The organism is Kaistella gelatinilytica (genome assembly GCF_015679325.1).
GTDB lineage: Bacteria > Bacteroidota > Bacteroidia > Flavobacteriales > Weeksellaceae > Kaistella > Kaistella gelatinilytica.
On sequence record NZ_JADPVI010000001.1, the window covers coordinates 1,262,881 to 1,289,834 of the forward strand.

The window sequence follows — 26,954 nt, forward strand, 5'->3', positions numbered from 1 at the left end:
TAAAATGAAAAAAAAGAGAGAATACCAATCTTCTGAACTCGTGAAATCTTTCGCGAGATTGTATGGCTTTGAAGATAAATTGCTGGCTTTTGAGGTCAAAGATTTCCTGAATGAATATCTGAACGATGCCCTTTTCAGTGAAATAGAATCTGTGAATCTCAACAAGAAAATTTTAGAAATAAGAATAAAATCTCCTTTACTGAAGAACGACTTCAGGATGCGGAAAACTTTTTTTCTGAATAAATTTAATGAACAGTTTCCGGAAGCTGATTTTACTGATCTCCAGATTTTGTAGATACCGTATTATCAACCATCTCCTGCGAACGAATGTCTAATTTTTCGGATTTTATGGGTAAGAAAAAGCGCAGTGGATTTCTCATAAAATATCTGAAAATTTCCCGATAGATTTCTCTCACTTCTCCAAAATTTACTTTTCGGGAGCGAAATGCCAAAATCATCGACAATCCGAAACTCACAGCGAAATTAAAAAACCCAATGATGAAAACGGTGGTTATGGTTAAGAAAATGGTATAAGAATCCACATCAAAACCTTTTCCGTAAAATCCTAAAGCAACATTTCCGGCGGCAAAAGTAATGTGACGAATATCCAGATCTAAACCTAAAAATAAGCCGATGGGACCGGTTATTCCGAGGAAAACTCCAAACCATAAATTTGACATAATTCCCGGCCAGTTTCGCGCATAATATTCTGAAATACTTTTTGCTCTTTTCTCCCCAAGAAAATAGTTGAGGGATGGATTCTTCGCAATTCTTTTAGGAATATGGTAGAATACAGAACTGTTCGCAACATTCCCTGAAATAATACCGGAAATAAAAAGAAAAAATCCCGCGATACATGAATGAAAAATCGCTTTTGAATGGAAAGGATCGTGATCCAGTAATAATTTGGTTGCTTTTTCAGCCGCAAAATTTTGCTGGAAAAGAACATCTAAACCATAAATTAATATTAAAGCGACGGGGAAAGAAAGCAGTACATTCCCCATAAATGCGATAAATTGTGTCCGAAAAAGTTTGGAAACCAAATGCGCAAAATCAACATAGTTCTTCTGCGTATTTTCTCCTTCAGAAAGCACTTTTGCCATCGTCGCAGCAGTCATTGCAGGCTGTTTTGTAGCTAAAGTAAAATTCATCAAATAAATCATGATGAAACCCATAGCGTAGTTAAAAGAATACAATATGGCGTGAGAAAAATCGCTTCCGGAAAGAGAACCAAAAAATAATTTCAATACAACCAAACAACCTACGATAATACCACCACCACTCGCTTTCAAAAACATTTTGAGATAATCTCTACGGTTTGAAGTAATGTAATGAGTACCGGTTTCCGCAGTGTGATTCGTAATAAGATGAGACATCAAAGTGGTGCTGTCTGCAACCAGATCGCGCAGATTCGTCTTGTGTGATTTATACCTTAATATATTGAAAAACAATTGTTTGGACTTCGATACAGTCTCTTCTTCGTCGTCAACAACCATCACCGACAGAATTTCACCCATTCGGTCAAGTTGCTGTCTTATTTTGATAAGTGACTGGTTAATTTTACCGGAAATCCCATATTTCGAAGCATTTTTGAAAGCCAGATTGACAAAATCGAGGCCCTGTTGCAAATAAACTTTGATCTGCTTGTAATGCTCGTCTTTGGAAAAAAGCTCAAAATCAGGATTCTTTTTGTAATTTTCATTCAGAATATCGAGTTCATTCTGAAGCGCTACAAAAGGATTGTCAAACTTTCTGTATTCGGGCGCCATGTTGACCACCTCAACATCCATCGCATTTCCGATGACACGCCACGCCAAAATATTCATCGAAAACAGAAGTTCCATTTTCACATTTGGATGGGTAATGAAATCATCAATTTCCAGTAATTTAAAAAATTCTGTTAACTGCTCTTCATGCAGATCCCTAAAGTATTGAAGATCGCGCAAAGGTCTTACCGACACACTGTCAACTAAAAACCAAACGGTATTCTCGTTTTCAACAGGAGGTAAAATTTTATTCAGAAGTCGTTTCTTAAACTCCGGAAAGAAAGCGTTTTCAGATAAAATATTGGCCTCGGTCAGGGATAAATTAAAAGGTTTATCCTTAAAAACATTTTTAATATAATAACCGAAATTTTTGGTGATATCGTGATTAGCACGCAGAAAACTTAAGATCTCCTCAAAATTAATTTCCCGAAGATTTCGAACTAATTCAGAAAGAGGCTCCAATGATTTCGTCTCGTTTCGGAAACTGAAATATTGCTGGAGCAAAGTTCTAAAATTGATTTTATTTCTACTGTAAATTGGCATAATCGCGATAAAGATAAATTATTTCAAAGTCACATTATTCATTTGTCTCATAATCCAGTTGTGTTTCTTGTTGAGATAGGCAGATGGATTTTTCGGATCGTATTTCGCGGGACTGGGCAAGATCGCGGCGATCCAGGCAGCTTCACTTTTCGTAAGATCCTTCGACTTTTTATGGAAGTAATATTGAGAGGCAGCTTCAACGCCAAAAACGCCACGCCCCATCTCGATGGAATTTAAATACCTTTCCAGAATAACGTCTTTCCCCCAAACCAGCTCGATAATGAAGGTGTAAACCGCCTCAAAACCTTTCCTGATGTAACTTCTACCCTGCCAAAGAAAAATATTTTTTGCGGTTTGCTGCGAAATTGTACTTCCGCCACGCAATTTTTTTCCCTGTTCATTGTGAGCCATGGCTTTTTGAATGGCTTTATAATCGAAACCGTTGTGGTCATAAAAGGCTTGATCTTCAGACGCGATGACGGCCCTTTTCACGTTAGAACCCATTTCATCATAAGAAATGTAATCTCTGTCTAGTTTTCCGTATTCAATTAAACCGCCGATCTGCGTTAAAGTGATCGGTGGATTGAAGAATTTCCCCCAAAAAATAAAGAGAATATTTGCTAAAATAATAATAAAAATAAGTTTTTTAATTTTCTTCCACATAGTTAATGAGTCTGTGAGTAATCAATATTTATCGGTGCAAAAATAGAAATATAATTTACTTCAATTCTTTCATGTAAGTTAAATTATAATTCGGGAATAATTCGGGATGAAATATTTTGATATAATCTTTCAATACCAGATCAGCACGAACCACGCCGCTTTCGAAGTAATCATTAGATTTTCCGACTTCCTTTCCGCTCAACGTATATAATTTTCCGGTGTTGAAAACATTCATTTTGGTGTAATTGGGATTGATCTGCAGCAATTCTTTTTTGGTTTGATGGTTTCCGACATTGATCCAGTACTCCGCTTTCTGCGATTTGGCGTAAACTTCTTCGAAACTCATTGGAACTGCTTTAAAATCTGTATTAGATGCATTGATGTAATTTCCATTCGAATCTGAGATAAACCGCGCTAAATTAGATTTTCCGCCAGGCAAAAACCATTGATTTCCGTACATTTCATTGGCTAAAACAACAGGTTTTACTTTTGATTTTTGTGCTAAAGTTTTTAAAGAATCGTAGGAGTTTTTAATTTCATCAAATTTTGAAATCGCCTCCTTTTCTTTTCCTAAAAACTTCCCGAAAACCAATAAATATTTCGATTTTTCTAAAGGGTCTTGCTCTAAATATTCATCCAGAAAAATAATTTCAATACCATTTTTTTTGAGTAGATCGTAGGTGTTATCGAAGCTTGCGATGTAATTTGTGAAGATGACATCGGGTTTTAAAGCGATAATTTTTTCGATATCATATTTCTGTTCATTGCCTATATTTTGAATTTTTCCGTCCTCTAATAATTGGTGAATCTTTTTTGAAAAAACGTACTCCGGACTTGAAATCCCGATGATTTGATTTTCTGAACCCAATTCAGTAAAGTAACCAACCAAACTAGCATTGAGTAAAATGACTTTTTTGAAAGGTAGTTTCGAAGCCGGTAGATCATAATTAAATTTACCGGATTTCAATTTTAGAAAATCTCCTTCAGTTTTAAGCAGAACATTTTGGGAAATTTTTTGCCAATCGTTTTCTACATTTTTGAATTCTTTTTTGCAGGATAAATTGAGAAATAAGAGGAAAATTAATAAAAAGTAGTTTTTCATTTTTGAGACGAATAAAAAATTGTTATATTTGCAGACCGAAAAACGGCTTCGTGGCGCAACTGAATAGCGCACCTGATTACGGCTCAGGAGGTTACTGGTTTGAATCCAGTCGAGGTCACTAAAACCCTGTTTTTACAGGGTTTTTTCTTTTTCTAATAATAGAGAAACCCATTCTTCCCTTTGTAATTTCTTTTTCAAAGTCAGTTTTTGTTCCCTGCAAACTTCCAGAATATCATCAACATCAAAGAAACATAGTCCAGACAATAAAAGTTGTCCACCAGTATTTAGTACCGAAACATAAGTTGGAATATCGGAGATCAAAATATTTCTATTGATGTTGGCTAAAATAATGTCGAAATTTTCGCTCCCTAAATTCACTGCAGTTCCCTGAGAAATTTCAAGTTCTACGCTATTTCTAGAAGCATTTTCGATGGAGTTTTCTACAGACCATTCGTCGATATCAATTGCTACGGTTTTTCCGGCGCCTTGTTGCTTGGCGAAGATGGCTAGAACCGAAGTTCCGCAACCCATATCTAAAACCGTTTTATTTTCAAAATTCATGTCGAGCATTTGCTGGATCATCAAATAAGTTGTCGCGTGATGACCGGTTCCGAAAGACATTTTTGGCTGAATAATAATTTCGTGCGGCAAATTTTGATTGGGATGAAATTCTGCACGAATAGATACTTGATCTTCAATATTGATTGGAGAAAAGTTTTTTTCCCACTCTTCGTTCCAGTTGATATTAGGCATTTCCTGAAAAGTGTAAGAAATATTGATATCAGGATTCTGAAGCAAATGAACTTCTTTCAGTTCTTCTTCTTTGAATAATTCTGTTTGAATATAAGCCAAAATTCCGTCGTTCTCCTCTGTAAAACTGTCGAAACCAATTTCGATGAGTTCTGCCATCAATATTTCGTTCCAGGGTTGTAAAGGCTCTATCTTAAAATTGAATTCCAAGTAATTGTTCATGTTTATCTTTTGTGCAAAAATAAGGTTTTTGGGTGGAATTATCTTTAACCACAAAGTCACTTAGGATTTGCGGTGAATTTTTATACTTTTAATTTTTTAACCACATAAGTCACATTAGTTTTTTGGAAATTGTATTAAAGAAAAAAGTGAACATTAGTTTAATGCATTTCTTTAAGAAGTTTTTGAGATGAAATTGCTGGAGAAATTTTTATTGATTATATTTTTTAATTTGCACAGAAGAGACTCCAAATATTTTTACTTTTTTGCCTACTTTTTTCAATAAACCAGTTTCAAAATTTATCTTAAAAACGACGACATCGCCACTTACAGAATTGGTTGCGATGAGAAATTTTCCAGATTCGTCAATTGCAAATATTCGTGGATGCTTCCCTAAAGTTGACTGATAACCAATATTTTTTAAGGTTCCATTCTCATGAATTTCAAAAATTGCGATGTTATTTTCGGAACCGCGATTTGAAGCATATAAAAATTTTCCATCAGGAGAAATATGAATATCTGAGCTTTCAAATTTGTCTTTCTGTTTGTCGGAATGCGTATTTATTCTTTGAATACTTTCTAATTTTCCGTCTTCGTATTTGTAGGCATCAACGGTTCCTGTTAATTCTTCAATGCAATAGGAAAATTTTTCGTTGGGATGAAATGTAAAATGTCTTGGTCCGCTTCCTAAGGTTGTTTTAGTAAATGGAATCTCTGCCGCTTCAAGAGGTTCGGTTTTCTCGCTATCAAATTTGTAGGTTCGGATCTTATCTGCGCCCAGATCCGGAAAAAATAAATAGTCAAAGTTCGGTGAAAAAACCGCCGAATGAATATGCGATCGGTCTTGCCTATCTTTATTAATACTTCCTTCTTCAAATTGAAAGTTTTGCACCATCGGATCGATCGTTCCGTTATCGGAAAGTGGATAAACGGAAATACTGCCTTCTGTATAATTCCCATTAATGAGCCATTTTCCATTTTTATGAACCGTTAGATAAACCGGATTTTCACCACCACTTTTCTGACTGTTGATGAAGTTAAGTGTTTTATTCTCCGGATTAAATTCAAAACTGCTAACACTTCCTGCATTTTTAGTTTTGCTTTCGGTGCACGCAAAAACATATTTTCCGTTTGGAGAAATGTTTAGAAAAGAGGGATTGAGAATGTTTTTTACGGTGGTCACTTTGGTGAGTTTCCCGTTGTCGGTATTCAGTTGATAAACATAAATTCCGTCGGTGTTTTTGTCTCGGTTAAATGAACCCAAAAAAACGTATGTATTTTGAGAATATAAATTGAAACAGCTGAAAATAAGAATTAAGAAAGCGATTATTTTTTTCAATTTGTTGATTTAAAATTTTCGGTAAAAATAAATAATTTTAGATTTATAATATAATCGCGCCCCGGATCGAACGGCCTGTTTGAGCTCTTTTTTTTGGGCGGGAAAGAGCGAGGGCAAAAAAAGCGAGTAGTGAAAGCCGGAAATGTGCGCCCCAAAAAATATTTAAGAAAGCCTTTCTACGAATTCAATTGTGCGCCCTACTTACTTTTTATGAAAATGAGAAGGAAATGCGTCTTCGGGTTTTTGGCGGAAAACATTGAGTAAAATCCAGGATTTGAGGAAGCCGTAACCGTAAGAGAACATTTGAATATACGTTGAAATGATCGCCATTGCTGCGATGCTGATGTTTTTAGTTTGGTACAAAGCGTGGAAAAAAATGAGAAAGGTGTACAATCCATAAAATCCTAAAATCAAACCTTGGCGGAAAAAGAAATATTCGATGAATCCGAGGATGTAACCGATGAGGAAAAAGGAGGGAAATGCGAAGGAAATCTTGACGTATTTCGGATGTCTTTGGTTGAGAATCGGTCGCGCGCAACCAAACTGATAAACCTGTTTGGAGAATTTCCCGAAGTCAACTCTTCGTTTATGATAAACGCCAATATTATCGAAAAATGCTGTTGTGAAACCGTTTTCCCAGAGTTTCATAGAGAGATCCGGATCTTCACCGATGCGCATTTCGGAAAAACCACCCACTTTTTCAAAGGCAGATTTTCGAACGCCCATATTAAAACTTCGCGGTTGGAATTTCGTAACGGCTTTTTTACTGCCACGAATTCCTCCCGTTGTAAAAACGGAAGTCATGGAATAGGAAATGGCTTTTTGCATGAGATTAAAACCTTTGTGCGCTTTGTCTGCGCCACCAAAAGCGTCGCATGCAATTTCTACAAGATTTTTTTTAATGTTTTGAATATAGTCTTTTTCAACGATCACATCGGAATCTACGAAAACGAGCCAGTCATTTTTGGCTCGTTTTGCCCCGTAATTTCGAGACAAACCGGGACCGGAATTGTCTTTTCGGAAAAATTCAATTTTCAAACTTTCGTGAAACAATTCCGAAGTCGGTCGTAAATTGATCAGCGAACCATCATCGACAATAATCACCTCAAAATCTTTATCAGTTTGATGCGACAAGGAATTGAGGAGTTCGAAAAGTTCGTCTTTTCGGTTGTAGATGGCGATGATGATTGAAATTGACGGCATAGTTTATTTAATCACAAAAGGCACAAATGTTTTATTTCTAAAAATTTTTCAAAAGTTCAAAAAAGAAAATGGAGTTGAATAATGATATTTGAATTGACATTTATTAACTGTCTCCTTCTCTGCCTTCTAATTTGTGAATTTTCTTAGTTCCTTCATACATTTCGAACTGCATAAAACGGCATTCTAATTTTCCGTTGAAGAGTTTGATTTTTCTAGAAGGTCGCAAACCAATTCTTTTCATAGAATCAAGATCTGAGGAAATTAACCATGCTAAAGTATTGGGATAATTTTTCTTGAAAGTATCGCCGATTTTCGCGTAAAACTCATCATCATTAATGACAATTCTTTCGTCATAAGGCGGATTGAAAACCATTAATAATGGAAAAAGATCTTTCTTTGATTCAAAGAAATCCTGCTCTCTAACTTCGATAAGATCTTCCATTTCGGCTGCTTCAATATTAATTCTGGAAGCATGCAACATGTTAGGATCAATGTCGTAACCCACAATTTTTCCGGTGAATTCACGAACACGGTTCAGGCGAACATCTTTGATGGTCTTGAATAATTCTTCGTCATAATTCAACCAGTTCTGAAATCCGAATCTTTTGCGGAAAGTTTGAGCAGGTAAATCCATTGCGATCATCGCAGCTTCGATCAATAATGTTCCGGAACCACACATTGGATCGAGAAAGTTTCCTTTTCCGTCCCAACCTGCGAGTTGTAACATTCCTGAAGCCAAAACTTCATTGATCGGCGCTTCACCCTGTTCTTTTCGGTAACCTCTTTTGAATAAGGCATCTCCGGAAGAATCCAAAGAAATCGTCACCAATTCCCGGTCGATGTGCAGGTGTAATTTTATTTCAGGTTGTTGCGTATCTACGCTAGGTCTTTTGTTGTATTTGAATTTGAAGAAGTCAACGATCGCATCTTTCATTTTTTGAGACATGAACTGCGAATGCGAAAATCGATCTGAATAGATCGTAGTGTCAATCGCAAAAGTTTGATCAACCGTCATGATCTCATCCCATTGAAAATCGAACAGTTTATCGTAAAAACGGTTTTCATCCCAAGCTTTGAAAGTAAGCAACGGAACGAGAACCTTCAGCGCAGTTCTGGCCGAATAATTTATTTTATAAAGAAAACCAAGATCGCCTTCGCAATTTACGGCGCGGTTTTTAACTTCGACATTTGCGCCACCCAATTTTCTAATTTCTTCTGCTAAAATTTCTTCGAGACCGAAAAAAGTTTTGATCTGTATTTTTAAATTTTCTGTATCCATAATTCGTTATTGGCAATTTTCCTTTGGCTCAAGAGAAAGGTCTGGAAATGTTGCTCAGTTATTTCGGCAAATTTAGTTATTTTTGCACAATGGCATGGTTTGAAACTTGGTTTGATACCCCTTATTATCACATTCTTTATAAAGATAGGGATTTTGCAGAAGCTGAAAATTTTATATCTCTACTAATCAAATACTTAGCATTACCGAAAGACTCCAAAATTATTGATCTGGCATGTGGAAAAGGACGACATTCTGTTTTTTTAAATCAGTTGGGCTATGAAGTTTTGGGTTTAGATCTGTCGAAAGAGAGTATTTTGAACAATAAGAAATTCGAAAATTCAACTTTAAAATTTAAAGTTCATGATATGCGGAAAGAAATTTTCCCGGAAATTCTTAATGAAAAATCAGACGCAGTTTTCAATCTTTTTACGAGTTTTGGCTATTTTGAAAATGAAGTAGACGATCAAAAGGTCTTTCAATCGATTTCAAATTGTTTGAATGATGAAGGTTATTTTGTTCTAGATTTCCTTAATGCGAAATGGGTAGAAAAAACTTTAGTTAAAGAAGCGCGGAAAACAAAGGAAGGAATCGATTTTTTGATCAAAAAGAAAATTGAAGACCAACATATTATTAAAGATATCAGTTTTACGGACAAGGGACAAAAATATGATTACTTTGAAAAAGTGAAACTTCACACTTTAGAAGAAATTGAAAATTATGGCGCGGAATTCGGCTTCGAAAGGGTGAAAATCTTTGGAGATTATAAATTGGGAGATTTCGATCTGGACCATTCACCACGATGCATCAGTGTCTTCCGGAAAAAGCAACAATATTAAATTTCAAGAATGATTATTTTACTATTAATTTTAAGCGTTTTGATCGGTGTTTTTCTGGGGAAATTTTTCGGAGAAAGAGAGAAATTTGCTAAAAATCTTCTGGTCGTAAGTGCGGGATTTTTAATTACGATCTGCCTTAATGAAGTTTTCCCTCAAGTTTATTCAGGGGAACATCATAATATCGGATTGTGGGTAATTGGCGGCGTTTTGCTCCAGATGTTACTCGAAAATTTAACGAAGGGATTTGAACACGGTCACTTTCATCATCATACAGAAGGTAAAAACATTCTTCCTTTGGCTTTGATGGTTGGACTCTTTGTTCATGCTTTTCTGGAAGGAATTCCTTTAGCAAATCAAAAGGTAATTTTGAGTCCATATCTGACCGGAATTTTGGTTCATAACATTCCAATTTCCTTTATACTCGGTGCTTTTTTGGTTAAAAATAAAAAGTTTTCGGCTTCCTCTTTTCTAATTATTACCATTTTCGCATTAGCTTCTCCGTTTGGATTGCTGTTAGGAAAATATTTTAATCCGGATTTAGAAGTTTACTTTCTTGCTTTGGTGGGTGGAATTTTCCTTCATATTTCATCCGTTATTATTTTTGAAAGCAACAAAAATCATAATGTTGATTGGCAGAAAATCGGTTATGTAACCTTGGGAATTTTGCTTGCGATGACCGGTCATCTTTTTCATCAGCACTAAAAATTTTTAAACCACAAAAGACTAATTTAAATATAGACTCTATTCCTGTTTAAGTTCGCAGTAGTTAGAGTTTGCTATACCTTTTTAGAGGTTCTTGAAATCTTTACCTAAAAAAAGAAGACTTCGAATTTCTTCGAAGTCTTCAATTATTTATTAAGATCGTTCTAAAATTTAGAATTTCCAACCAAGTGTAACAAAGAAATTATCTTTCTTATTTTTCACATTGGATACAATTGAAGCATCTGAATTCACAACATATTGATCAGAGAAATAACCTGTATTTTTTGCAAATGACCCTTGAATAAAAGGACTGTTGTATTCTGAAGTTACATTTTGATAAGCTGCATCTATATAAAAAGATTTGAAATCGTAACCAATTCCGGCACCGATCGTATTTCTTTTTCCGACGAATAAATTGTCGTAACCAACGTTTGCGGAACCACCATTATCTGGAACTGAATTAATTTTCACTGTGTCAAAAGGGCTCGAAGCAAACGCATAACCACCTCTCAATCTGAAATCACTGATCCTATATTCTGCACCAACTTTAACTTCAGAAAGATTTTTGGTGTTATTTGAAATCAATTGATTCAACTCGGTTTCTGCAGGTCCGTCAACTTTATATTTCGCTTTGGTTAATCCTAATGAATAATCAACATTGATCGCAAAATTTTTATTTGCCACATATGCTGCACTTAAGGTTGCTTTCAAAGGCGTAGAAAGATTGCGGGATTCTCTATAAGTACCATCTCCGGTTGAAGCATTTCCATATTCGCTATAAATTCTTTCGATACTCCACCATGTTGGGGATTCCAGCGCAGCACCTAATCTAAACTGGTGACTGATCTTACCGATAATACCAAGCGTCGCAGAAAAACCGTTCGATGTTTCAGAAAATGGAGTGTATTGTTTATTATAAACGTCGGTACTATTCGTTTTATCAGTAAACGCTGCAGTATCGTATTGATCGATCGCGGCACTGTGAAAATTTAATCCCGCGCCGACATAAATTCTATTGTCATAATTACCACCAACTCCGATCGACATTTTAGAAAGATTTCCGTATCGGTTGTAAGCGTGTCCTGCGAAAGCAAGGTTGTCTATTACAACGCCTCCACCATCTTTAATGTCGTAAATTAAATTGCTGTTTCCGGCAGTTTCAGAATAATCTTCTAATGATTGATTGGAATAATTAACTGCAACATTCACAAATTTCCAGGGCGACGATGAATCTAACTGAAAAGCAGCGATCCCACCTGTATTTCCTAAATTCGTCTTGTTAACTTTGTAGTTTAAAGTTTTTCCGGCGTAGGATGTTGTGTTTTTATTATTTTCAATGAATAAAGTTCCGGAAATTTCGCTCGCAATACTTACCGCGATACCTGCAGGATTAGAATTAAGAACCGAAACATCTCCGCCTAAAGCTCCCATAGAACCTGCCATACCATTGTATTTAGACGATCCGTTCAGCGCTGAATTTGAATAAACTTCTACTGTATTTCTAATTGTTGAAACATCTTGAGCACTTGCAAAATAGGCAACAGATATACTCAAAACCGTTAAGGATTTTTTGATCATTTTTTTATTAGTATTAAAATAAATTTTTTAAACATTATCTTCTGAAACCACCACCTCCGCTAGATCTGGTAGAACCGGAATTTGAAGATCCACTATTACCACCATTGAATCCACCACCTGAATTTCCTGATCTGAAACCACCACCATCATTAGAATTGCTTCTTGTTGGCTGTTGGTAAGTTGGAGCTTCCTGTCTTGGTGAATTGTTTTGTCTCGGTGTATTGTAGGGTTGAGAATTTGTTCTGATTCTCGGCTGTGAATTGTTTTGTTGATTGAATCTTGGGTTATTTTGATTGCCATCATTCATTCTTGGAGTATTATATCTCGGAGCATCATTTCTGAAACCTCCTGAATTATTACTTCTAATCGATGTATTTGAAGGATTATTTCTAAAACCTGAATTGTTAGAATTTATAATTCTTCCACTGTTAGAATTTCTCAAATTATTAAAGGAACCATCGCTTCCACTTCTCTTGTTGATAAAACCGCCGTTGTAACTATTATAATTACCATATCCGTACCCGTAATTCCCGTAAGGATTGTAGCCGTAATATGGGTTATAACCATAATAATTATTGTAATAACCATAGTAAGGAGAATAGTAACCGTACCAAGGATTGTAACCCCATGGATCGTACATACCGCCATATCCAAAAGATGAACCCCAACCGAAACTCATCCCAAGACCAAATCCGGAATAGAATCCATAAGGATAACCCCAGGAAGAATCGCTATAATAAGTGTCTGTACCATTATAATTTCCCCATTCAGTACTCTGATTATCTTTCCAGTTGTCATTACGGTTATCGGTATTTAGATATTTATTTGCACTATCATTTGCCTGATAATCGTAGTATTCGCCTACTCTATTCCCGCTGTTCATCACGGTTCCTTCCGGTAAAGTATCTCTGCTTGGGTCGTAATATACTCCGTCGGTCTCACTGTAACCCATTTGGGAGCCACAAGACATCAAAAGTAATCCACCTGCAACTGCCAAAACTCCTTTGGATTTCAGCAAATTGACTAATTTTTTATAAGTAATTTTTTCCATGATAAGGTGAAAAGTTTAATTTAATTTATATTTGCAATTTATACCAAAACTATACCAATTAAATAGTATGAATTTTGAGTAAAACTACGCTTTTTAGATTAGATTCAAAGCGCATCATTAAGTTAAATCAATAGATAAAATAATATATTATAATGGCAAAATTGACCTCGAGAGCAGAAGATTATAGCAAATGGTATAATGAACTGGTAGTTAAAGCAGATTTGGCAGAAAATTCCGGAGTTCGTGGTTGTATGATCATCAAACCTTATGGTTATGCGATTTGGGAAAAAATGCGTGATGAAATGGATAAAAAATTCAAAGAAACAGGGCACGAAAATGCCTATTTCCCTATTTTTATTCCCAAAAGTCTGTTTGAAGCAGAGGAAAAAAATGCAGAAGGTTTCGCAAAGGAATGTGCCGTTGTAACTCATTACCGTTTAAAAACAGATCCTAATAATCCTAAAAAACTCATCGTAGATCCGGAAGCGAAATTGGAAGAAGAATTAATTGTTCGCCCAACTTCTGAAGCCATTATCTGGAATACTTATAAAAACTGGATTCAATCTTACCGTGATTTGCCGATCTTAATTAATCAGTGGGCAAATGTAGTTCGCTGGGAAATGAGAACCCGCTTATTTTTAAGAACGGCCGAATTTCTATGGCAAGAAGGTCATACTGCGCACGCAACAAAAGAAGAAGCAATTGTGGAAACGGAAACAATGCTCGATGTTTATGCAAATTTTGCAGAAAATTTCATGGCGATTCCTGTAATTAGAGGAATTAAAACGGCTTCCGAACGATTTGCCGGAGCCGACGAAACCTATTGTATCGAAGCTTTGATGCAGGACGGAAAAGCGCTTCAGGCCGGAACTTCTCACTTTTTAGGACAAAATTTCGGTAAAGCATTTGACGTAAAATTCACCAACAGAGAAGGTAAAATCGAGCACGCATGGGGAACTTCCTGGGGAACTTCTACCCGGTTAATCGGTGCTTTGATCATGACGCATTCTGATGATTTAGGACTAATTCTACCACCGACTTTGGCTCCGATACAAGTTGTTATTGTGCCTATCTTTAAAGGAGAAGAGCAATTGCAGCAAGTGAGCGAAGTTGCTTTTGAGATTCAAAGAAAATTGAAAGAGAAAGGAATATCTGTCAAATATGATAACAGAACTGAAAATAAACCAGGCTGGAAATTCGCGGAATATGAATTAAAAGGAGTTCCTATCAGAATAGCGATTGGCGCCAGAGATCTGGAAAATCGAACGGTTGAAATCGCGAGAAGAGATAATCTGACGAAAGAAACGCAACCTTTAGAAAACATAGAGGTTTACATTGAAAACCTTCTTAAAACCATTCAGGAAGATATTTATAAGAAAGCTTTAAACTATCGTGACGAGCACATCACCGAAGTAAATTCGTACGAAGAGTTCAAAAAAGTGTTGGACGAAAAAGGTGGTTTTATTTCTGCGCACTGGGACGGGACAGACGAAGAAGAGGAGCAGATCAAAAATGAAACAAAAGCCACAATCAGATGTATTCCTTTGGATAATAAAATGGAAGAAGGCGTTTCATTGCTCACAGGCAAACCTTCAACACAACGCGTAATTTTCGCGAAATCGTATTGATGATAAAATGATGATTATATTGCTTATTAAATGTTAATTTTTATATAAAATTAAGATCTTTCTAAATAAATGGATTAATATTTGCTTATCTTAGGAAACGTTAAACTTTAAAAATAAACTATTATGGCTTTAAACATCATTGATCTTATTAAAGGACAATTAGGTCCTGCATTGGTTTCTCAAGCTGCTTCACAGTTCGGAGAAAGTGAATCTGGAATTTCTAAAGCAATCAGCGGATTACTTCCGGCTGTTGTTGGTGGAATGGCAAATAATGCCGACAAACCTGGAGTTCTCGATGCGATTACAGGTGCTTCTTCAAGCGGTATGCTTGGTAATTTACTGGGAGGATCTACAAACAACTCTTTAATTACTACAGTTTTAACTGCGATTTTTGGAGATAAAATTGGTGGAATTGTTAATGCAATATCTACTTATTCCGGAGTGAGCAATTCTACTTCGAGTTCACTATTAAACATGGTTACCGGAGCAACTCTAGGTTCTGTTGGAAAATACGCCGCAGATAATAATTTAGGGGCATCTGGAATAACCAGTTTGTTACATGATCAAAAAGGAATCGTCTCATCATTGCTTCCTGCTGGATTATCTTTAGCTTCTTTGGGAGTTGGAAATATGTTTGGCGGTCACGAGGCAGAAAAAGTAAAAGTTACTTCTTTCGATGAACCTAAAATTGAGGTCAACAGAGGTGGAAATACAAATACCCACGTAAACGTTGATAAAGCAGACAATACCACTGAAGGAGGATCAATCTGGAAATGGTTATTGCCGTTATTACTTCTTGCTCTTGCCGCATGGTTCTTATGGAAACAATGTAACAAGCCTGCAACTGAAACAGCAACAACTACTGACTCTACAATGGTGAACAAAGATTCTGCGGCTGTAGCAGTTCCAGCAGATTCGGCTACAATGACAACTACCAAAACTGATGAAAACATCGATTTGAATGGTACATCATTAAAAGGTATGAAAGGAGGTCTGGAAGATTCAATGATTTCCTTCCTAAAATCTGGCGGATACAAAAATGCTGCTGATGATGCTGCTTTGAAAGATACTTGGTACACTTTTGATAAAGTAAACTTTAAAATGGGATCTGCAACTGATTTAGAAGCAGGTTCTGCAGGACAGATGGATAATTTATTAGCAATTTTAAAAGCCTATCCAGAAGCTAAAATCAAAGTTGGTGGTTATACTGATAAAGTTGGCGACGAAGCAGCTAACGTGAAGTTATCTCAAGCCAGAGCTGATTATATCAAAAAATGGTTAACTGAAAAAGGAGTTGGTGCACAGGTAATGACTGCTGAAGGTTACGGAAGTAAATTCGCAACTGTTGCTCCTACTGCTTCAAACGATGAACGTGCTATTGACAGAAAAATGGCAGTAAGATTTGCAAAATAATCTTTAGAATATATAATGTAAATCCTGACTTCGGTCGGGATTTTTTTTGCTTAAATTTTGTGCATTAGATTTATTTATTTAAATTTGTTAGTCTAATCTAACATTTAACAATTTATGGCTTCAAAACTCCTCAAGCAAGGTTGGAGAAAAGAAAGATCTTCAAATTCTTTACCTGAGGTTTTCTCCAGTATCAACATCCCTAAAGACGCAGGTTTTTGGCGGAAACTCATGGCTTTTGCAGGACCGGGTTTAATGGTTGCTGTCGGTTACATGGATCCGGGAAACTGGGCAACAGATATTGCAGGTGGTGCACAATTTGGCTACACCTTACTTTCTGTTATTTTAATTTCAAATCTTTTTGCAATTGTTCTACAGCATTTATCTTTAAAATTAGGAATAGTTGCAGAACGGGATTTGGCGCAAGCTTGTAAAGATCATTTCAATCCGACCACCAATTTTATTTTATGGATATTATGTGAGATCGCCATCGCCGCCTGTGATCTGGCAGAAGTAATCGGATCTGCAATTGCCATAAATCTACTCTTCGGCATTCCATTAACGTGGGGAGTTGCAATTACGATCGTTGATGTATTTCTAATATTATTTCTGCAGGCAAAAGGTTTCCGCGTGATTGAAAGTATTGTCGCGGGTTTGATCGTTGTAATTTTCGGGTGTTTTGCTTACGAGATCATTCTTAGCAAACCCGATATTTTCCCTATTTTAGCGGGAATGGTTCCTCAAAAAGAAATTATCACCAATCCAACAATGCTTTATATTGGCATCGGAATTTTGGGAGCGACCGTGATGCCCCATAATTTATATTTACACAGTAGTATCGTTCAGACCAGAAATTACGAACGAACACCTGCAGGTAAAAAAGAAGCCATCAAATTTGCAACGATCGACAGCAGTGTTTCGCTGTTCCTTGCCTTTTTTATCAATGCCGCCATCTTAATCGTCGCAGCAGCTACTTTTCACACCACTGGAAATAAAGATGTTGCAGATATTCACGATGCTCACAAAATGTTGACACCTCTTTTAGGAACTACTTTCGCAAGTATATTTTTCGCAGTTGCACTACTCGCCTCCGGACAAAACTCAACTTTAACAGGAACTTTAGCCGGACAAATTGTAATGGAAGGTTTTCTGAATATCCGTTTGAAACCTTGGTTGCGACGATTAATTACCCGTTTGATCGCAGTGATTCCAGCCTTGATTGTGACCATTCTCTATGGAGAAAAAGGCACCACCGATCTATTGGTTTTAAGTCAGGTGATTCTCTCCATGCAACTGAGTTTTGCGGTCATACCTTTAGTAATGTTCACTGGTTCAAAATTGAAAATGGGTGAATTCGTAAATAAATTATGGATGAAAATATTAGTTTGGATCATCGCCGGAATTATCCTTATTCTCAACCTTTACCTTCTCATTGAAACATTTTTTCCTTCCCATTAAATCTCATCAAAGGAAATAGTAGCAATTTTTAAATTTAAAAATTCCTTTGAAGTTTCCATAATGGAGTTTTTCTGCTAAAATTTCCTATCATTAATGTTCATAAATGAAGATTTTCTGCCGAATTGTCCTAAAATGCTCTTTGGCAAAATCTTTGCGAATTGATGATTATTAAAAATATAAAATTATGTCCGAAAATCAAGATATGCAAGACGATCAAATGAATTCGCCAGAAGAATTCACTGAGAATAATGAAAATGAAACGGTAGAAAACGTGACAGCAACACCTTCGCCGGAAGAACTTTTGGCAGAGGAAAAAGACCGGTATATCCGTCTTTTTGCGGAGTTTGAAAACTATAAAAAAAGAACTTCCAAAGAAAAAATGGAGTTTTTCCAGTATGCCAATCAAGATATGATGATTTCAATGTTGGGTGTTCTCGATGATTTCGAAAGAGCCTTAAAAGAAATTGCTAAAAACGGAAATGAAGCCGATTTACAAGGCGTTGAACTGATCTATCAAAAATTGAAAAATAAGTTGACAGAAAAAGGATTGAAATTAATGGAAGTAAATGCCGGCGATGATTTTAATGTTGATTTTCACGAAGCTATTACTCAGATTCCTGCACCTACCGAAGCATTGAAAGGTAAAATCGTAGATGTTATCGAATCAGGATATATGTTGAACGATAAAGTGATTCGTTTCGCAAAAGTGGTTACAGGTCAATAAAATATTAATGATAAAAGATAATTGATGACTCATTAATTATCTTTTATCTTTTATCAATTATAAAGGAAGATGTCAAAAAGAGATTATTACGAAGTTTTAGAAATATCTAAATCTGCCTCACCAGAGGAAATAAAAAAAGCCTACCGAAAAATGGCGATCAAATTTCACCCAGATAAAAATCCGGGAGACAGTGCAGCCGAAGAAAAATTCAAAGAAGCAGCTGAAGCTTATGAAGTTTTGAGCGACGGTAACAAAAAAGCTCGTTATGATCAATATGGTCATGCAGGAATGGGCGGTGCTGCAGGAGGTTATGGTGGTGGCGGTTTCGGCGGCGGAATGAATATGGACGATATTTTCAGCCAGTTTGGAGATATTTTTGGCGGACATTTCGGCGGCGGCGGTGGTGGTTCTCAAAGACAACAATTGCGTGGTTCTAACCTTCGGGTGAGAATTAAATTGAATCTGGAAGAAATTGTTAATGGAACTACGAAAACCATTAAAGTCAAGAAAATGAAACTGGCTCCCGGAGCTACTGCAAAAACGTGTACAACCTGTAATGGGAGTGGTGTTCAGATCAAGGTGATGAATACCATGTTCGGGCAAATGCAAACTCAGGCGCATTGTTCAACTTGTCAGGGAATTGGTAAAATTGCCGATAAAATTCCAGCTGGTGCAAACGCACAAGGTTTAATTAAAGAAGACGAAGAAGTTACTATAAACATTCCGGCAGGAGCGAGAGAAGGAATTCAGCTCAGCGTTCGCGGAAAAGGAAACGACGCTCCATTCGGTGGAAATCCTGGAGATTTACTGGTTGTTGTAGAAGAAGAAATTGATACGACCATCAAACGGGAAGGCGATAATCTTCATCAGGAATTGTATGTTTCTTTTGCGGAAGCAGCTTTAGGAACGCAAAAAGAAATTCCTACCGTTGGTGGAAAAGTAAAAATTAAAGTTGATCCCGGAACACAATCTGGTAAAATCCTGAGACTTTCAGGGAAAGGATTACCGAGCATCGACAGTTACGGAAAAGGCGATATGTTCGTTCATATCAATGTTTGGACGCCACAAAGACTTTCTCCCGATCAAAAAGAATTTTTCGAAAATCAAATTAAAAATGGTGAAATGATGGCAGAACCTTCCGGAAAAGAAAAAACTTTTTTCGATAAGGTTCGGGACTTATTTAATTAATATAAAAAAAGAGACTTTTCGAAGTCTCTTTTTTATTTAAAGCATAATGATTAAAGATTTTATAGGATGTTTTGGCACTAAATTGCTAACCATAGAGGTATGAAGAAATTAATTTTAAATTATCATTTTTGGGTCATCGGAAGTTTGGGAATGATCGTCAGTTCCTGTTCTACAAAATTTAAAACCATCGAAGAAAATGGTTCCAAAAAAATCTATAATATCAAATACGGCGATCATCTGCAACAACGAATGGATGTTTTTCTTCCCGCCAATTATTCAGCTGAAACTCCTGTCGTAATGATTGTTCACGGTGGTGGTTGGAAATTCGGTCATAAAGAACATATGAAAATGATTCAGAATTTTTTATTTAAGAACAATATTCCGAGCATCAACATTGATTATCGTTTATTGTCAAAGGAAGTTCGTTATCATCAACAGGTTGAAGATATTTCAAAAGCCATTTCCAAAAGCAATGAAATGGCTGAAAGCTGGAATTTAAAACCAAGTAATTACATTTTGTTGGGTGAAAGTGCAGGCGGACATTTAGCACTCCTTTATGGCTACCAAAACCCTCAGGAGATCAAGAAATTGATTTCAATGAGCAGTCCGACCGATTTTTATTCTGAACGATATCAGAAAAGCAAATATTACAAACGCACAAAAGGAGTTTTTCAAAAAGTAGTTGGGGAAAAATATGACACGAATTTAGAAGCTTTTAAACAAGCAAGTCCAATCGCAAATGTCTCCAATATTCCAACGTTAATTTTTCAGGGAGATAAAGATTTTTTGGTCAATAAGAATCAGGGTTTAGCTTTGGATTCGGTGTTGACTTCAAAAAAAATCCCTCATAAATTAGTAATTATGAAGGATTCTGGTCACGTACCGAGATTTATAAAAAGAAAGCGTGAATCCTTTATTTTTCCAAATATCTTGACATTCATTACAGAGGGAAATAATCAGTGATCATATTCTCTACAACTTTATCCAGAAAGAACACCTTTAATATTAAATCAAAAAAAAACAGCATTTCGAAAAATGCTGTAGTATATTTTGATCAACGAATTGAAGTTATTCCGGACGATCTTCCTCTTTTGAAGCTACCGCTTCTTTCTTTTTACCAAAGAAAAATTTAGCAATAATCGGAACAGTTGTGATCAATACGATGATGATGATGATCACTTCTAAATGGGCTTTTAAATCGATGTTAAATTGATTTTGAAATAAAGCATCCAAATAATGGCCTGCAAAAATAAGGGAGAACGACCACAAAAATGCGCCAACCACATTATCAATTAAAAAACGGGTTTTATCCATTTTTACAATTCCCGCAACGATTGGAGTAAAAGTTCTTACAACGGGTAAAAATCTCGCCATAATCACAGCCAGTGCGCCGTGTTGCTCGAAAAAGTCGTGTGCCTGAAAAAGGTATTTCTTCTTGAACAGAAATGAATCTTCTCTTTTGTAAAGTGCAGGACCAGCTTTCACACCGAACCAATATCCAATTTCATTTCCAATCACCGCCGCAATCGAAACTGCTGTCGCTAAGATTGTTGTATCTAAAAAACCACTTCCCGTAGAACCGAAAGTTTCTTTAATAATTTCTACCGCATAAATTCCGGAAACGAAAAGCAAACTGTCTCCAGGTAAGAAAAACCCTACAAATAAACCAGTCTCCGCGAAGATGATAAATAAAATGAGCCAAAACCCGCCCATTTTTATATAAAATTCAGGATTTAACAGATCCTTCCAACTTTCAAAGTTTTCCATATATTTTCTAAAAAAACAAAAATACCTTATTAAAATCGGTAATGAAAATTATTTAAGGCGATTTAACACTATTTTAATTCGAATTCTTCTGCAATGTGGCAATTCGCTCGTCTTTTCCGTTGTAACTCCAACCGGGAGCTCTGAAAATATAGTTCATTTTCGCTCGAAAATTAGGCGCAGATTTCACATCTTTTATCAAATTCCCCAATTCATCGAAAACGATGTGGAAAACATTGTGAGTTTGAATGTTATGCAGAATTCCGTACTCTTCAACTTTTTTATTTTCAGCTTTGTAAGTTCCAAATAGATGATCCCAAATCATCAAAATTCCAGCAAAATTTTTATCCAGATCTTCAATTTTTCTGGAATGATGAACGCGGTGATTAGACGGTGAATTGAAAATTTTATCGAACCAGCCGAGTTTTCCAATCGCATTGGTATGCGGCCAAAACTGATAAATTAAATTAATTTGATGCATCATCGCAATCATGATCGGGTGAAAACCCACCAAAATAAAGGGGATATACCAAATATCGCGGTAAATAATTTCGAACCAACCCTGTCGTAAAGCGATCGCAAAACTAAGGTGCGTCGCAGAATGATGATTAACATGTCCCGTCCAAAGTAGCCGAATTTTATGGCTCAACCGATGGTGCCAGTAAAACCCAAAATCCTGAACGATCAAAACCAAAAGCCATAACCACCAATGGTCGAGCTGCCATTTTAAAGTGAAAAATTCCGAAAAATTCTCAATTCCAAAAAGATTGGTTAATCGAAGGTGATTGTAAATCCAGAAAAAGTAGGAAAGCGAAATGGCCTTCATCCCAAAATCCAAAAACACGGCGCCCAAACCTAATCCTACACTGGAAAGTTCATCTTTTACCAGTTTTTTCGTCAATAATTTTTGAGGAATTTGATATAAAAACGTTTCGCCCAAAATCAAAAGTATAAATCCGGGAACAAAATACGTAACCGGATCTGTAAAATCCAACGGACTGAACAAACCATGGTTATTGAAAAATTGAGTGATTGTTTCTTTCAAAATTTTGATTTTATTTTAAAATTATCGAAAAAAATTTAAAGGGTGAAATCGTCTTCTGAAACTGCAGTTCCGTCTGCCATTAAAAATGCTTTCAAAAATGGGGTCAAATCACCATTCATAACGCCATCAACATCGGACGTTTCGTATCCGGACCGTACATCTTTTACGAGTTTGTAAGGATGCATCACATAATTACGAATCTGACTTCCCCACTCGATTTTCATTTTACCGGCTTCGATCTCGTTTCTCGCTTTCATTCTTTCGGCAAGTTCCATTTCGTACAAACGGGATTTTAGCAATTGCATCGCTTTCTCTTTATTTTGAAGTTGAGAACGCGACTCAGAGTTTTCGATTATAATTCCGGAAGGAGCGTGACGAAGGCGAACCGCGGTTTCTACCTTATTTACATTTTGTCCTCCTGCGCCACTCGAACGCATGGTTTCGAAGGAAATATCGGCAGGATTAATGTTAATTTCAATCGTGTCATCAACCAAAGGATACACATAAACCGACACAAAACTCGTGTGTCTTTTTGCATTTGAATCGAACGGCGAAATTCTCACCAAACGGTGAACACCATTTTCCCCACGCAAATAACCGAACGCAAATTCACCATCAATTTCTAAAGTCACGGTTTTCACACCGGCAACTTCACCTTCCTGAAAATTCAATTCGCGCAGCTTGTAACCTTGCTTTTCTGCCCACATCGTGTACATTCTCATGAGCATTTGTGCCCAGTCGCAAGATTCTGTTCCACCTGCTCCTGCGGTAATTTGCAAGACCGCAGAAAGTTCGTCGCCTTCATTAGACAACATATTTTTAAATTCCAGATCTTCAATTTTTTGTACAAGTATTGGGAAAGATTCGTTGAGTTCCGCTTCAGAATCTGGATCTTCTTTTGCAAAATCCATCAAAACCTGAATGTCTTCAAATCGGGAAAAAATTTCTTCATAATCATTGACCCATTTCTTTTTGGACCGAAGTTGCTTCATGAAAATTTCGGCTTCTTTCGGCTGATCCCAAAATTCCGGCGAGAGTGTTTTCTCTTCGTCATTGGAGACTTCGATTTTTTTCTTTTCAATTTGAAGATATTTATACAATTCACCAATTCTGGTTTGAATATCTTTTATCTGGTCGCTGTTAATCATACTCCAGCAAAAATACGGAAATTTTCGCTCAACCTAAATTGAATTCTGAAATGGATTACATTTTTTTTGAAAGGATTAATTTTAAAAATAATAGAATTAATTATTTTCAGTTAAATAATTTCCGCCACCATTTCCCCAATTTTCGGCGCTAAAGCAACGCCCATTCCGGAGAGTCGAACTGCTGCAATTTGTCTGTTTGAAATTTTTTCTATAATTGGCGATTTCTCTGTTCCCATTGCCATAATTCCGCTCCATTGACTGGAGATTTTAAATTCCTGATCGGGTAAAATTACTTCCCTTAAAAATTGAATTAGGTAGTTTTGAAGAAATTCTGTCGTTTCTAAAGAAGTGGTTTCTTCCGTCTGAAAATCCTGATTTCTTGCGCCACCCAAAAGAATTCGATTCCCCAGATTCCGGAAATAAATAAATCCTTCATCGTAATGAAAAGTTCCTTCCAGTTTTAAATTTTCGATAGGTTCGGTGAGAAGAATTTGTCCACGAACCGAAAATAAATCAATGTTTGAGATCAGATCATTTGCAAAAGCATTAGTTGCAATCACTAATTTTTCAGATTGAATTTGAAAATTTTTAGCAATTACTTTTACTGAATTTTCATCTTCTGAGATTTCCAGAACTTCCGACCCAAAAAGAAATTCAATTCCTAAATGCTGACATTTTTCCAAAAGTTTCTGAACCAATTTTCCTGAATGTAATGAACCTTCACAAGGATTTTCCACTAAAAATCCGGTAGTTTTTAAACCAAATTGAGTAATTTTTTCCGGACTTAAAAAGAAAGTTTTTTCTGATCCGGTAATCGTTTTCAACTTCTCGTTAACTTCCTCAATCCGCTGTAAAGGCTTTTCATCATTTAGAATTTCAAAACCGCCGCAATTTTCAAAATCAATTTCTTCTGCTTTAAAATATGTTTGAATTTTCTGCAAACCTTCAAAACGCATTCTGATCAGATCTAAAGTTTTTGGCCAACCCATTTTTTCAACATCTGCAATAATTTCGGTCAAACTTCCAAAGCATGCAAAACCAGCATTTCTTGTCGAAGCTCCCATCGGAACAGAACTTCTATCGACCACTAAAATTGATTGTTCAGGAAATTTTTCTTTAATAGAAATTGCTGACCATAAGCCGGTAAAACCTGCACCAATGATAATTACATCGCGATTTCGGTAAAAAGTTTCGAGTTCCCAAATGCTTGGTTTCATAAGTTGAAAATTTTAAAATGAGGGTAAATGTAAAGAAAAATCCGCCTCATTATACAACCAGACGGATCTTAAATATTGAAATATTTTAAATTTATACGGTATAAATTTGTTTATAATATTCATCGGCCATTCGGTCAGAATTAAAGGCAACTTTCACATCATCCATCGCATTTTGCTGAATTTTTCTCCATTGGTCGGGATTATCGTAATACGTTGGAAGAATTTCATTTTCCAAAACTTGGTATAAATTTTCGAGATCAAAATTATCCTGATCATAAATACTCATATTGTCATAATCTGCTTGTGGCGTCACGAATGAATTAACTCCATTTTTTGCAAATTCCGGGATCCAGCCATCATCCGTAGAAAGATTGACAGAACCACACATTGCAGCCGACATACCTGAAGTCCCGGAAGCTTCTCTCGGAACTCTTGGATTATTAAGCCACAGATCAGAACCTTGTTTCATGGACTTACTCAACGCAAGTTCGTAACCGGTAAGAACCGCCATATTTTTGTAATATTTGCTTTCTTCAACCAAAGTATTAAACGTAGAAATCGCCGAATAATCCATTGGATAAGGTTTTCCCGCCCAAATAATCTGTACCGGATATTTTGGATTGTTTAATAATCTTTCGAATCTTTCCTTGTCGTGAAGAAGCAGATCGGCTCTTTTGTAGCCGGCAAATCTTCTCGCCCAAACAATGGTGAAAATATTGGGATTGAAAAGATTTCCGGTTTGATCAGCTACAATTCTGAACATTCTTTTTTTCAAATGCTTTTTTCTAAAGTCGAAAAGAACCGAATCATTATCGTCTTTTGCATCGAACAATGGTTTATCTGCCCAATATTTGAAATCCTGAGCATTGGTGATCGCTTTAATTTCACAAATTCTGGAGTATTTGCTCCACATTTTACGGGAAACTTCACCATGAAGTTGAGAAACTCCATTGGCAACTCTGGCCATTCTCAGCGCACATAATGAGTGATTAAAACGGTCATCTTCTACGCCTTCAATCGTTTTCACTTCATCCAGCGATAAACCGGAGAAATAAGACATGTCATGACATAAATTGATATTGTGTTTCTCGTTTCCTGCTTCTTCAGGAGTGTGTGTGGTGAAAACCAACTTTTCTTTTACTTTCTCTAAATCGCCACCAAATTTTTCCAGTAAATAAAATGCTGCAGGCAATCCGTGCGCTTCATTCAAGTGATAAACATCTCTTTCACAATTAATTACATCCAATAATTTTGCTCCACCTTTTCCAAGTAAAACATATTGCGCGATCTTTGTGGATTCGTTCGCATCATATAATCGATGACAGATTGTTTTTGAGATATGGTCGTTTTCCGGCACATCGGTAGAAAGAAAAAACATTGGTGCCGTATGGAAAATGTCAGGATCAAGGTAATAAACCTTTACCCAAACTGGCGCGGAGTGTATATCAATTTGAAATTTTATGCCCGTATCTTCGAGAAAAGAATACATTTTTTTCGTCCAGGTTGGCTGCAATGTTTGGTCGTGATTTCTGGCCTGATCGTAATAGCCAAATTTCCACAAAATACCAATTCCTACCAGATCCTGCTTAAGGTTGAAGGCACTTCTCATGTGAGAACCCGCCAAAAATCCCAGTCCGCCGGAATAAATTTTTAATGCCTGATCGATGGCAAATTCCATTGAAAAATAGGCGACCTTTTTCGAATATTCTGGGTTGATGCTGAACGGCATCGTAAAGTTTTTAAAATCCATTTTCTGTCTTATTTAAAATAAGGTGCAAATGTATTGAAATATTGTTTTACGATAATTTTTTAAATAAAATAATTTGAATACGGAATAATATAAACCGTATTCAAAATTTAAAAATATATTGTTGAATTTGAAATACTTCAATGCAGAAATTTATGCAATTTCTATTTGAAGATATTCAAGAAAATTTCGAGAAATAATTATGAAAAAGCAGAAGTATCCTTGAAATAGTCCGATAACGATTTTATCTTACCACAGTCCGTAAAACTTATTACCGTACAAATATTATTGGTATAAATTCCTTTTCCTCTAAGGTTACCAATAGAAATTGTTTCGTAAAAATATTTTCCTTTACCCAGATCAAAAATTTCAGATTCGCACCAGTTGATACTCTCATATTTTCTAAAAATTGCCCGGAACATAGCTAAAATACGTCCTCCACCCTGAATTTCTTTCGCAGGTGGAATCCAGATCTTACTTTCTTCGTTGAACCATTTTTGTAGATTTTCTACTTTCAAGGAATTCAAATCCTCCATAAATGATGTTACTTTACAATCCATGCGCATATATACGATGAAAACATTAACTTTAGAT

24 protein-coding genes and 1 tRNA gene are annotated in these 26,954 nt (G+C 36.1%); 10 read left to right on the plus strand and 15 right to left on the minus strand.

What is annotated here, in order from left to right:
• Window positions 1-4: 4 nt before the first annotated feature.
• The gene (locus tag IV494_RS05610) at window positions 5-295 is read left to right on the plus strand and encodes a hypothetical protein (RefSeq protein ID WP_196079158.1); all 291 of its coding nucleotides are present in this window, start codon (window positions 5-7) and stop codon (window positions 293-295) included.
• On the opposite strand, the gene IV494_RS05615 is transcribed toward IV494_RS05610, so the two are convergent.
• From IV494_RS05615 to IV494_RS05625, 3 genes are read right to left on the minus strand one after another with little or no spacing between them, the layout of a single operon-like run.
• Window positions 273-2,309: a recombinase gene (locus tag IV494_RS05615; protein WP_196079159.1), complete on the minus strand. Its 2,037-nt coding sequence runs from the start codon at window positions 2,307-2,309 to the stop codon at window positions 273-275. The genes IV494_RS05610 and IV494_RS05615 overlap by 23 nt on opposite strands.
• Window positions 2,310-2,327: 18 nt before the next feature.
• Complete coding sequence (gene mtgA / locus IV494_RS05620) at window positions 2,328-2,972, minus strand: monofunctional biosynthetic peptidoglycan transglycosylase (protein WP_196079160.1); 645 nt, start codon at window positions 2,970-2,972, stop codon at window positions 2,328-2,330.
• Between the two features lie 55 nt (window positions 2,973-3,027).
• Window positions 3,028-4,074: an ABC transporter substrate-binding protein gene (locus tag IV494_RS05625; protein ID WP_196079161.1), complete on the minus strand. Its 1,047-nt coding sequence runs from the start codon at window positions 4,072-4,074 to the stop codon at window positions 3,028-3,030.
• A gap of 44 nt (window positions 4,075-4,118) precedes the next feature.
• Between IV494_RS05625 and IV494_RS05630 the strand changes: the two genes are divergently transcribed.
• Window positions 4,119-4,192: transfer RNA gene (locus IV494_RS05630), tRNA-Arg, on the plus strand.
• A gap of 14 nt (window positions 4,193-4,206) precedes the next feature.
• On the opposite strand, the gene prmA is transcribed toward IV494_RS05630, so the two are convergent.
• The 4 genes from prmA to IV494_RS05650 all read right to left on the minus strand — a co-directional run bounded on the left by prmA (window position 4,207) and on the right by IV494_RS05650 (window position 8,864).
• On the minus strand, window positions 4,207-5,046 hold the full coding sequence (prmA, locus tag IV494_RS05635) for a 50S ribosomal protein L11 methyltransferase (protein ID WP_196079162.1): 840 nt from the start codon (window positions 5,044-5,046) through the stop codon (window positions 4,207-4,209).
• 208 nt (window positions 5,047-5,254) lie between these two features.
• Window positions 5,255-6,382 (minus strand): lactonase family protein, encoded by a 1,128-nt coding sequence (locus IV494_RS05640; protein ID WP_196079163.1) that lies wholly within the window; start codon window positions 6,380-6,382, stop codon window positions 5,255-5,257.
• A gap of 201 nt (window positions 6,383-6,583) precedes the next feature.
• On the minus strand, window positions 6,584-7,585 hold the full coding sequence (locus IV494_RS05645) for a glycosyltransferase (protein WP_196079164.1): 1,002 nt from the start codon (window positions 7,583-7,585) through the stop codon (window positions 6,584-6,586).
• Window positions 7,586-7,688: 103 nt separating this feature from the next.
• On the minus strand, window positions 7,689-8,864 hold the full coding sequence (locus tag IV494_RS05650) for a THUMP domain-containing class I SAM-dependent RNA methyltransferase (protein ID WP_196079165.1): 1,176 nt from the start codon (window positions 8,862-8,864) through the stop codon (window positions 7,689-7,691).
• Window positions 8,865-8,953: 89 nt separating this feature from the next.
• On the opposite strand from IV494_RS05650, the gene IV494_RS05655 reads away from it, so the two are divergent.
• Together IV494_RS05655 and IV494_RS05660 are read left to right on the plus strand one after the other, a co-directional pair.
• A complete protein-coding gene (locus IV494_RS05655) occupies window positions 8,954-9,700 on the plus strand; it encodes a class I SAM-dependent methyltransferase (protein WP_196079166.1) in 747 nt (248 codons plus the stop codon).
• Between the two features lie 9 nt (window positions 9,701-9,709).
• Window positions 9,710-10,402 carry a ZIP family metal transporter gene (locus tag IV494_RS05660; RefSeq protein WP_196079167.1) on the plus strand — a complete coding sequence of 231 codons (693 nt, stop codon included), beginning with the start codon at window positions 9,710-9,712 and terminating at the stop codon, window positions 10,400-10,402.
• A 171-nt stretch (window positions 10,403-10,573) separates the two neighbouring features.
• On the opposite strand, the gene IV494_RS05665 is transcribed toward IV494_RS05660, so the two are convergent.
• On the minus strand, window positions 10,574-11,980 hold the full coding sequence (locus tag IV494_RS05665; protein ID WP_196079168.1) for an OmpP1/FadL family transporter: 1,407 nt from the start codon (window positions 11,978-11,980) through the stop codon (window positions 10,574-10,576).
• 34 nt (window positions 11,981-12,014) lie between these two features.
• Window positions 12,015-13,031, minus strand: coding sequence for a prolyl-tRNA synthetase (locus tag IV494_RS05670; protein WP_230379915.1), 1,017 nt, complete (start codon window positions 13,029-13,031; stop codon window positions 12,015-12,017).
• 152 nt (window positions 13,032-13,183) lie between these two features.
• On the opposite strand from IV494_RS05670, the gene proS reads away from it, so the two are divergent.
• From proS to IV494_RS05700, 6 genes are all read left to right on the plus strand, one after another.
• On the plus strand, window positions 13,184-14,659 hold the full coding sequence (gene proS, locus IV494_RS05675; protein WP_196079169.1) for a proline--tRNA ligase: 1,476 nt from the start codon (window positions 13,184-13,186) through the stop codon (window positions 14,657-14,659).
• Between the two features lie 123 nt (window positions 14,660-14,782).
• The gene (locus tag IV494_RS05680) at window positions 14,783-16,072 is read left to right on the plus strand and encodes an OmpA family protein (RefSeq protein WP_196079170.1); all 1,290 of its coding nucleotides are present in this window, start codon (window positions 14,783-14,785) and stop codon (window positions 16,070-16,072) included.
• A gap of 114 nt (window positions 16,073-16,186) precedes the next feature.
• On the plus strand, window positions 16,187-17,527 hold the full coding sequence (locus tag IV494_RS05685) for an Nramp family divalent metal transporter (RefSeq protein ID WP_196079171.1): 1,341 nt from the start codon (window positions 16,187-16,189) through the stop codon (window positions 17,525-17,527).
• 184 nt (window positions 17,528-17,711) lie between these two features.
• The gene (locus IV494_RS05690) at window positions 17,712-18,251 is read left to right on the plus strand and encodes a nucleotide exchange factor GrpE (protein ID WP_196079172.1); all 540 of its coding nucleotides are present in this window, start codon (window positions 17,712-17,714) and stop codon (window positions 18,249-18,251) included.
• A 69-nt stretch (window positions 18,252-18,320) separates the two neighbouring features.
• Window positions 18,321-19,439: a molecular chaperone DnaJ gene (dnaJ, locus tag IV494_RS05695; RefSeq protein ID WP_196079173.1), complete on the plus strand. Its 1,119-nt coding sequence runs from the start codon at window positions 18,321-18,323 to the stop codon at window positions 19,437-19,439.
• Between the two features lie 99 nt (window positions 19,440-19,538).
• Entirely contained in the window at window positions 19,539-20,402 is an 864-nt protein-coding gene (locus IV494_RS05700; RefSeq protein ID WP_196079174.1) for an alpha/beta hydrolase, read from the plus strand.
• A gap of 105 nt (window positions 20,403-20,507) precedes the next feature.
• Here IV494_RS05700 and IV494_RS05705 read toward each other — a convergent pair whose 3' ends face one another.
• The 6 genes from IV494_RS05705 to IV494_RS05730 form a co-directional block, all read right to left on the minus strand.
• Window positions 20,508-21,206, minus strand: a complete 699-nt coding sequence (locus tag IV494_RS05705; protein WP_196079175.1) for a DedA family protein — start codon at window positions 21,204-21,206, stop codon at window positions 20,508-20,510.
• A 73-nt stretch (window positions 21,207-21,279) separates the two neighbouring features.
• Window positions 21,280-22,248, minus strand: a complete 969-nt coding sequence (locus tag IV494_RS05710; RefSeq protein ID WP_196079176.1) for a sterol desaturase family protein — start codon at window positions 22,246-22,248, stop codon at window positions 21,280-21,282.
• Window positions 22,249-22,283: 35 nt separating this feature from the next.
• Window positions 22,284-23,396, minus strand: a complete 1,113-nt coding sequence (gene prfB / locus IV494_RS05715) for a peptide chain release factor 2 (protein ID WP_196079177.1) — start codon at window positions 23,394-23,396, stop codon at window positions 22,284-22,286.
• Window positions 23,397-23,506: 110 nt separating this feature from the next.
• Window positions 23,507-24,613, minus strand: coding sequence for an NAD(P)/FAD-dependent oxidoreductase (locus tag IV494_RS05720; protein ID WP_196079178.1), 1,107 nt, complete (start codon window positions 24,611-24,613; stop codon window positions 23,507-23,509).
• Window positions 24,614-24,704: 91 nt separating this feature from the next.
• Window positions 24,705-26,363 carry an alpha-glucan family phosphorylase gene (gene glgP / locus IV494_RS05725; RefSeq protein WP_196079179.1) on the minus strand — a complete coding sequence of 553 codons (1,659 nt, stop codon included), beginning with the start codon at window positions 26,361-26,363 and terminating at the stop codon, window positions 24,705-24,707.
• Between the two features lie 197 nt (window positions 26,364-26,560).
• Complete coding sequence (locus IV494_RS05730; RefSeq protein ID WP_196079180.1) at window positions 26,561-26,920, minus strand: hypothetical protein; 360 nt, start codon at window positions 26,918-26,920, stop codon at window positions 26,561-26,563.
• Window positions 26,921-26,954 lie beyond the last annotated feature (34 nt).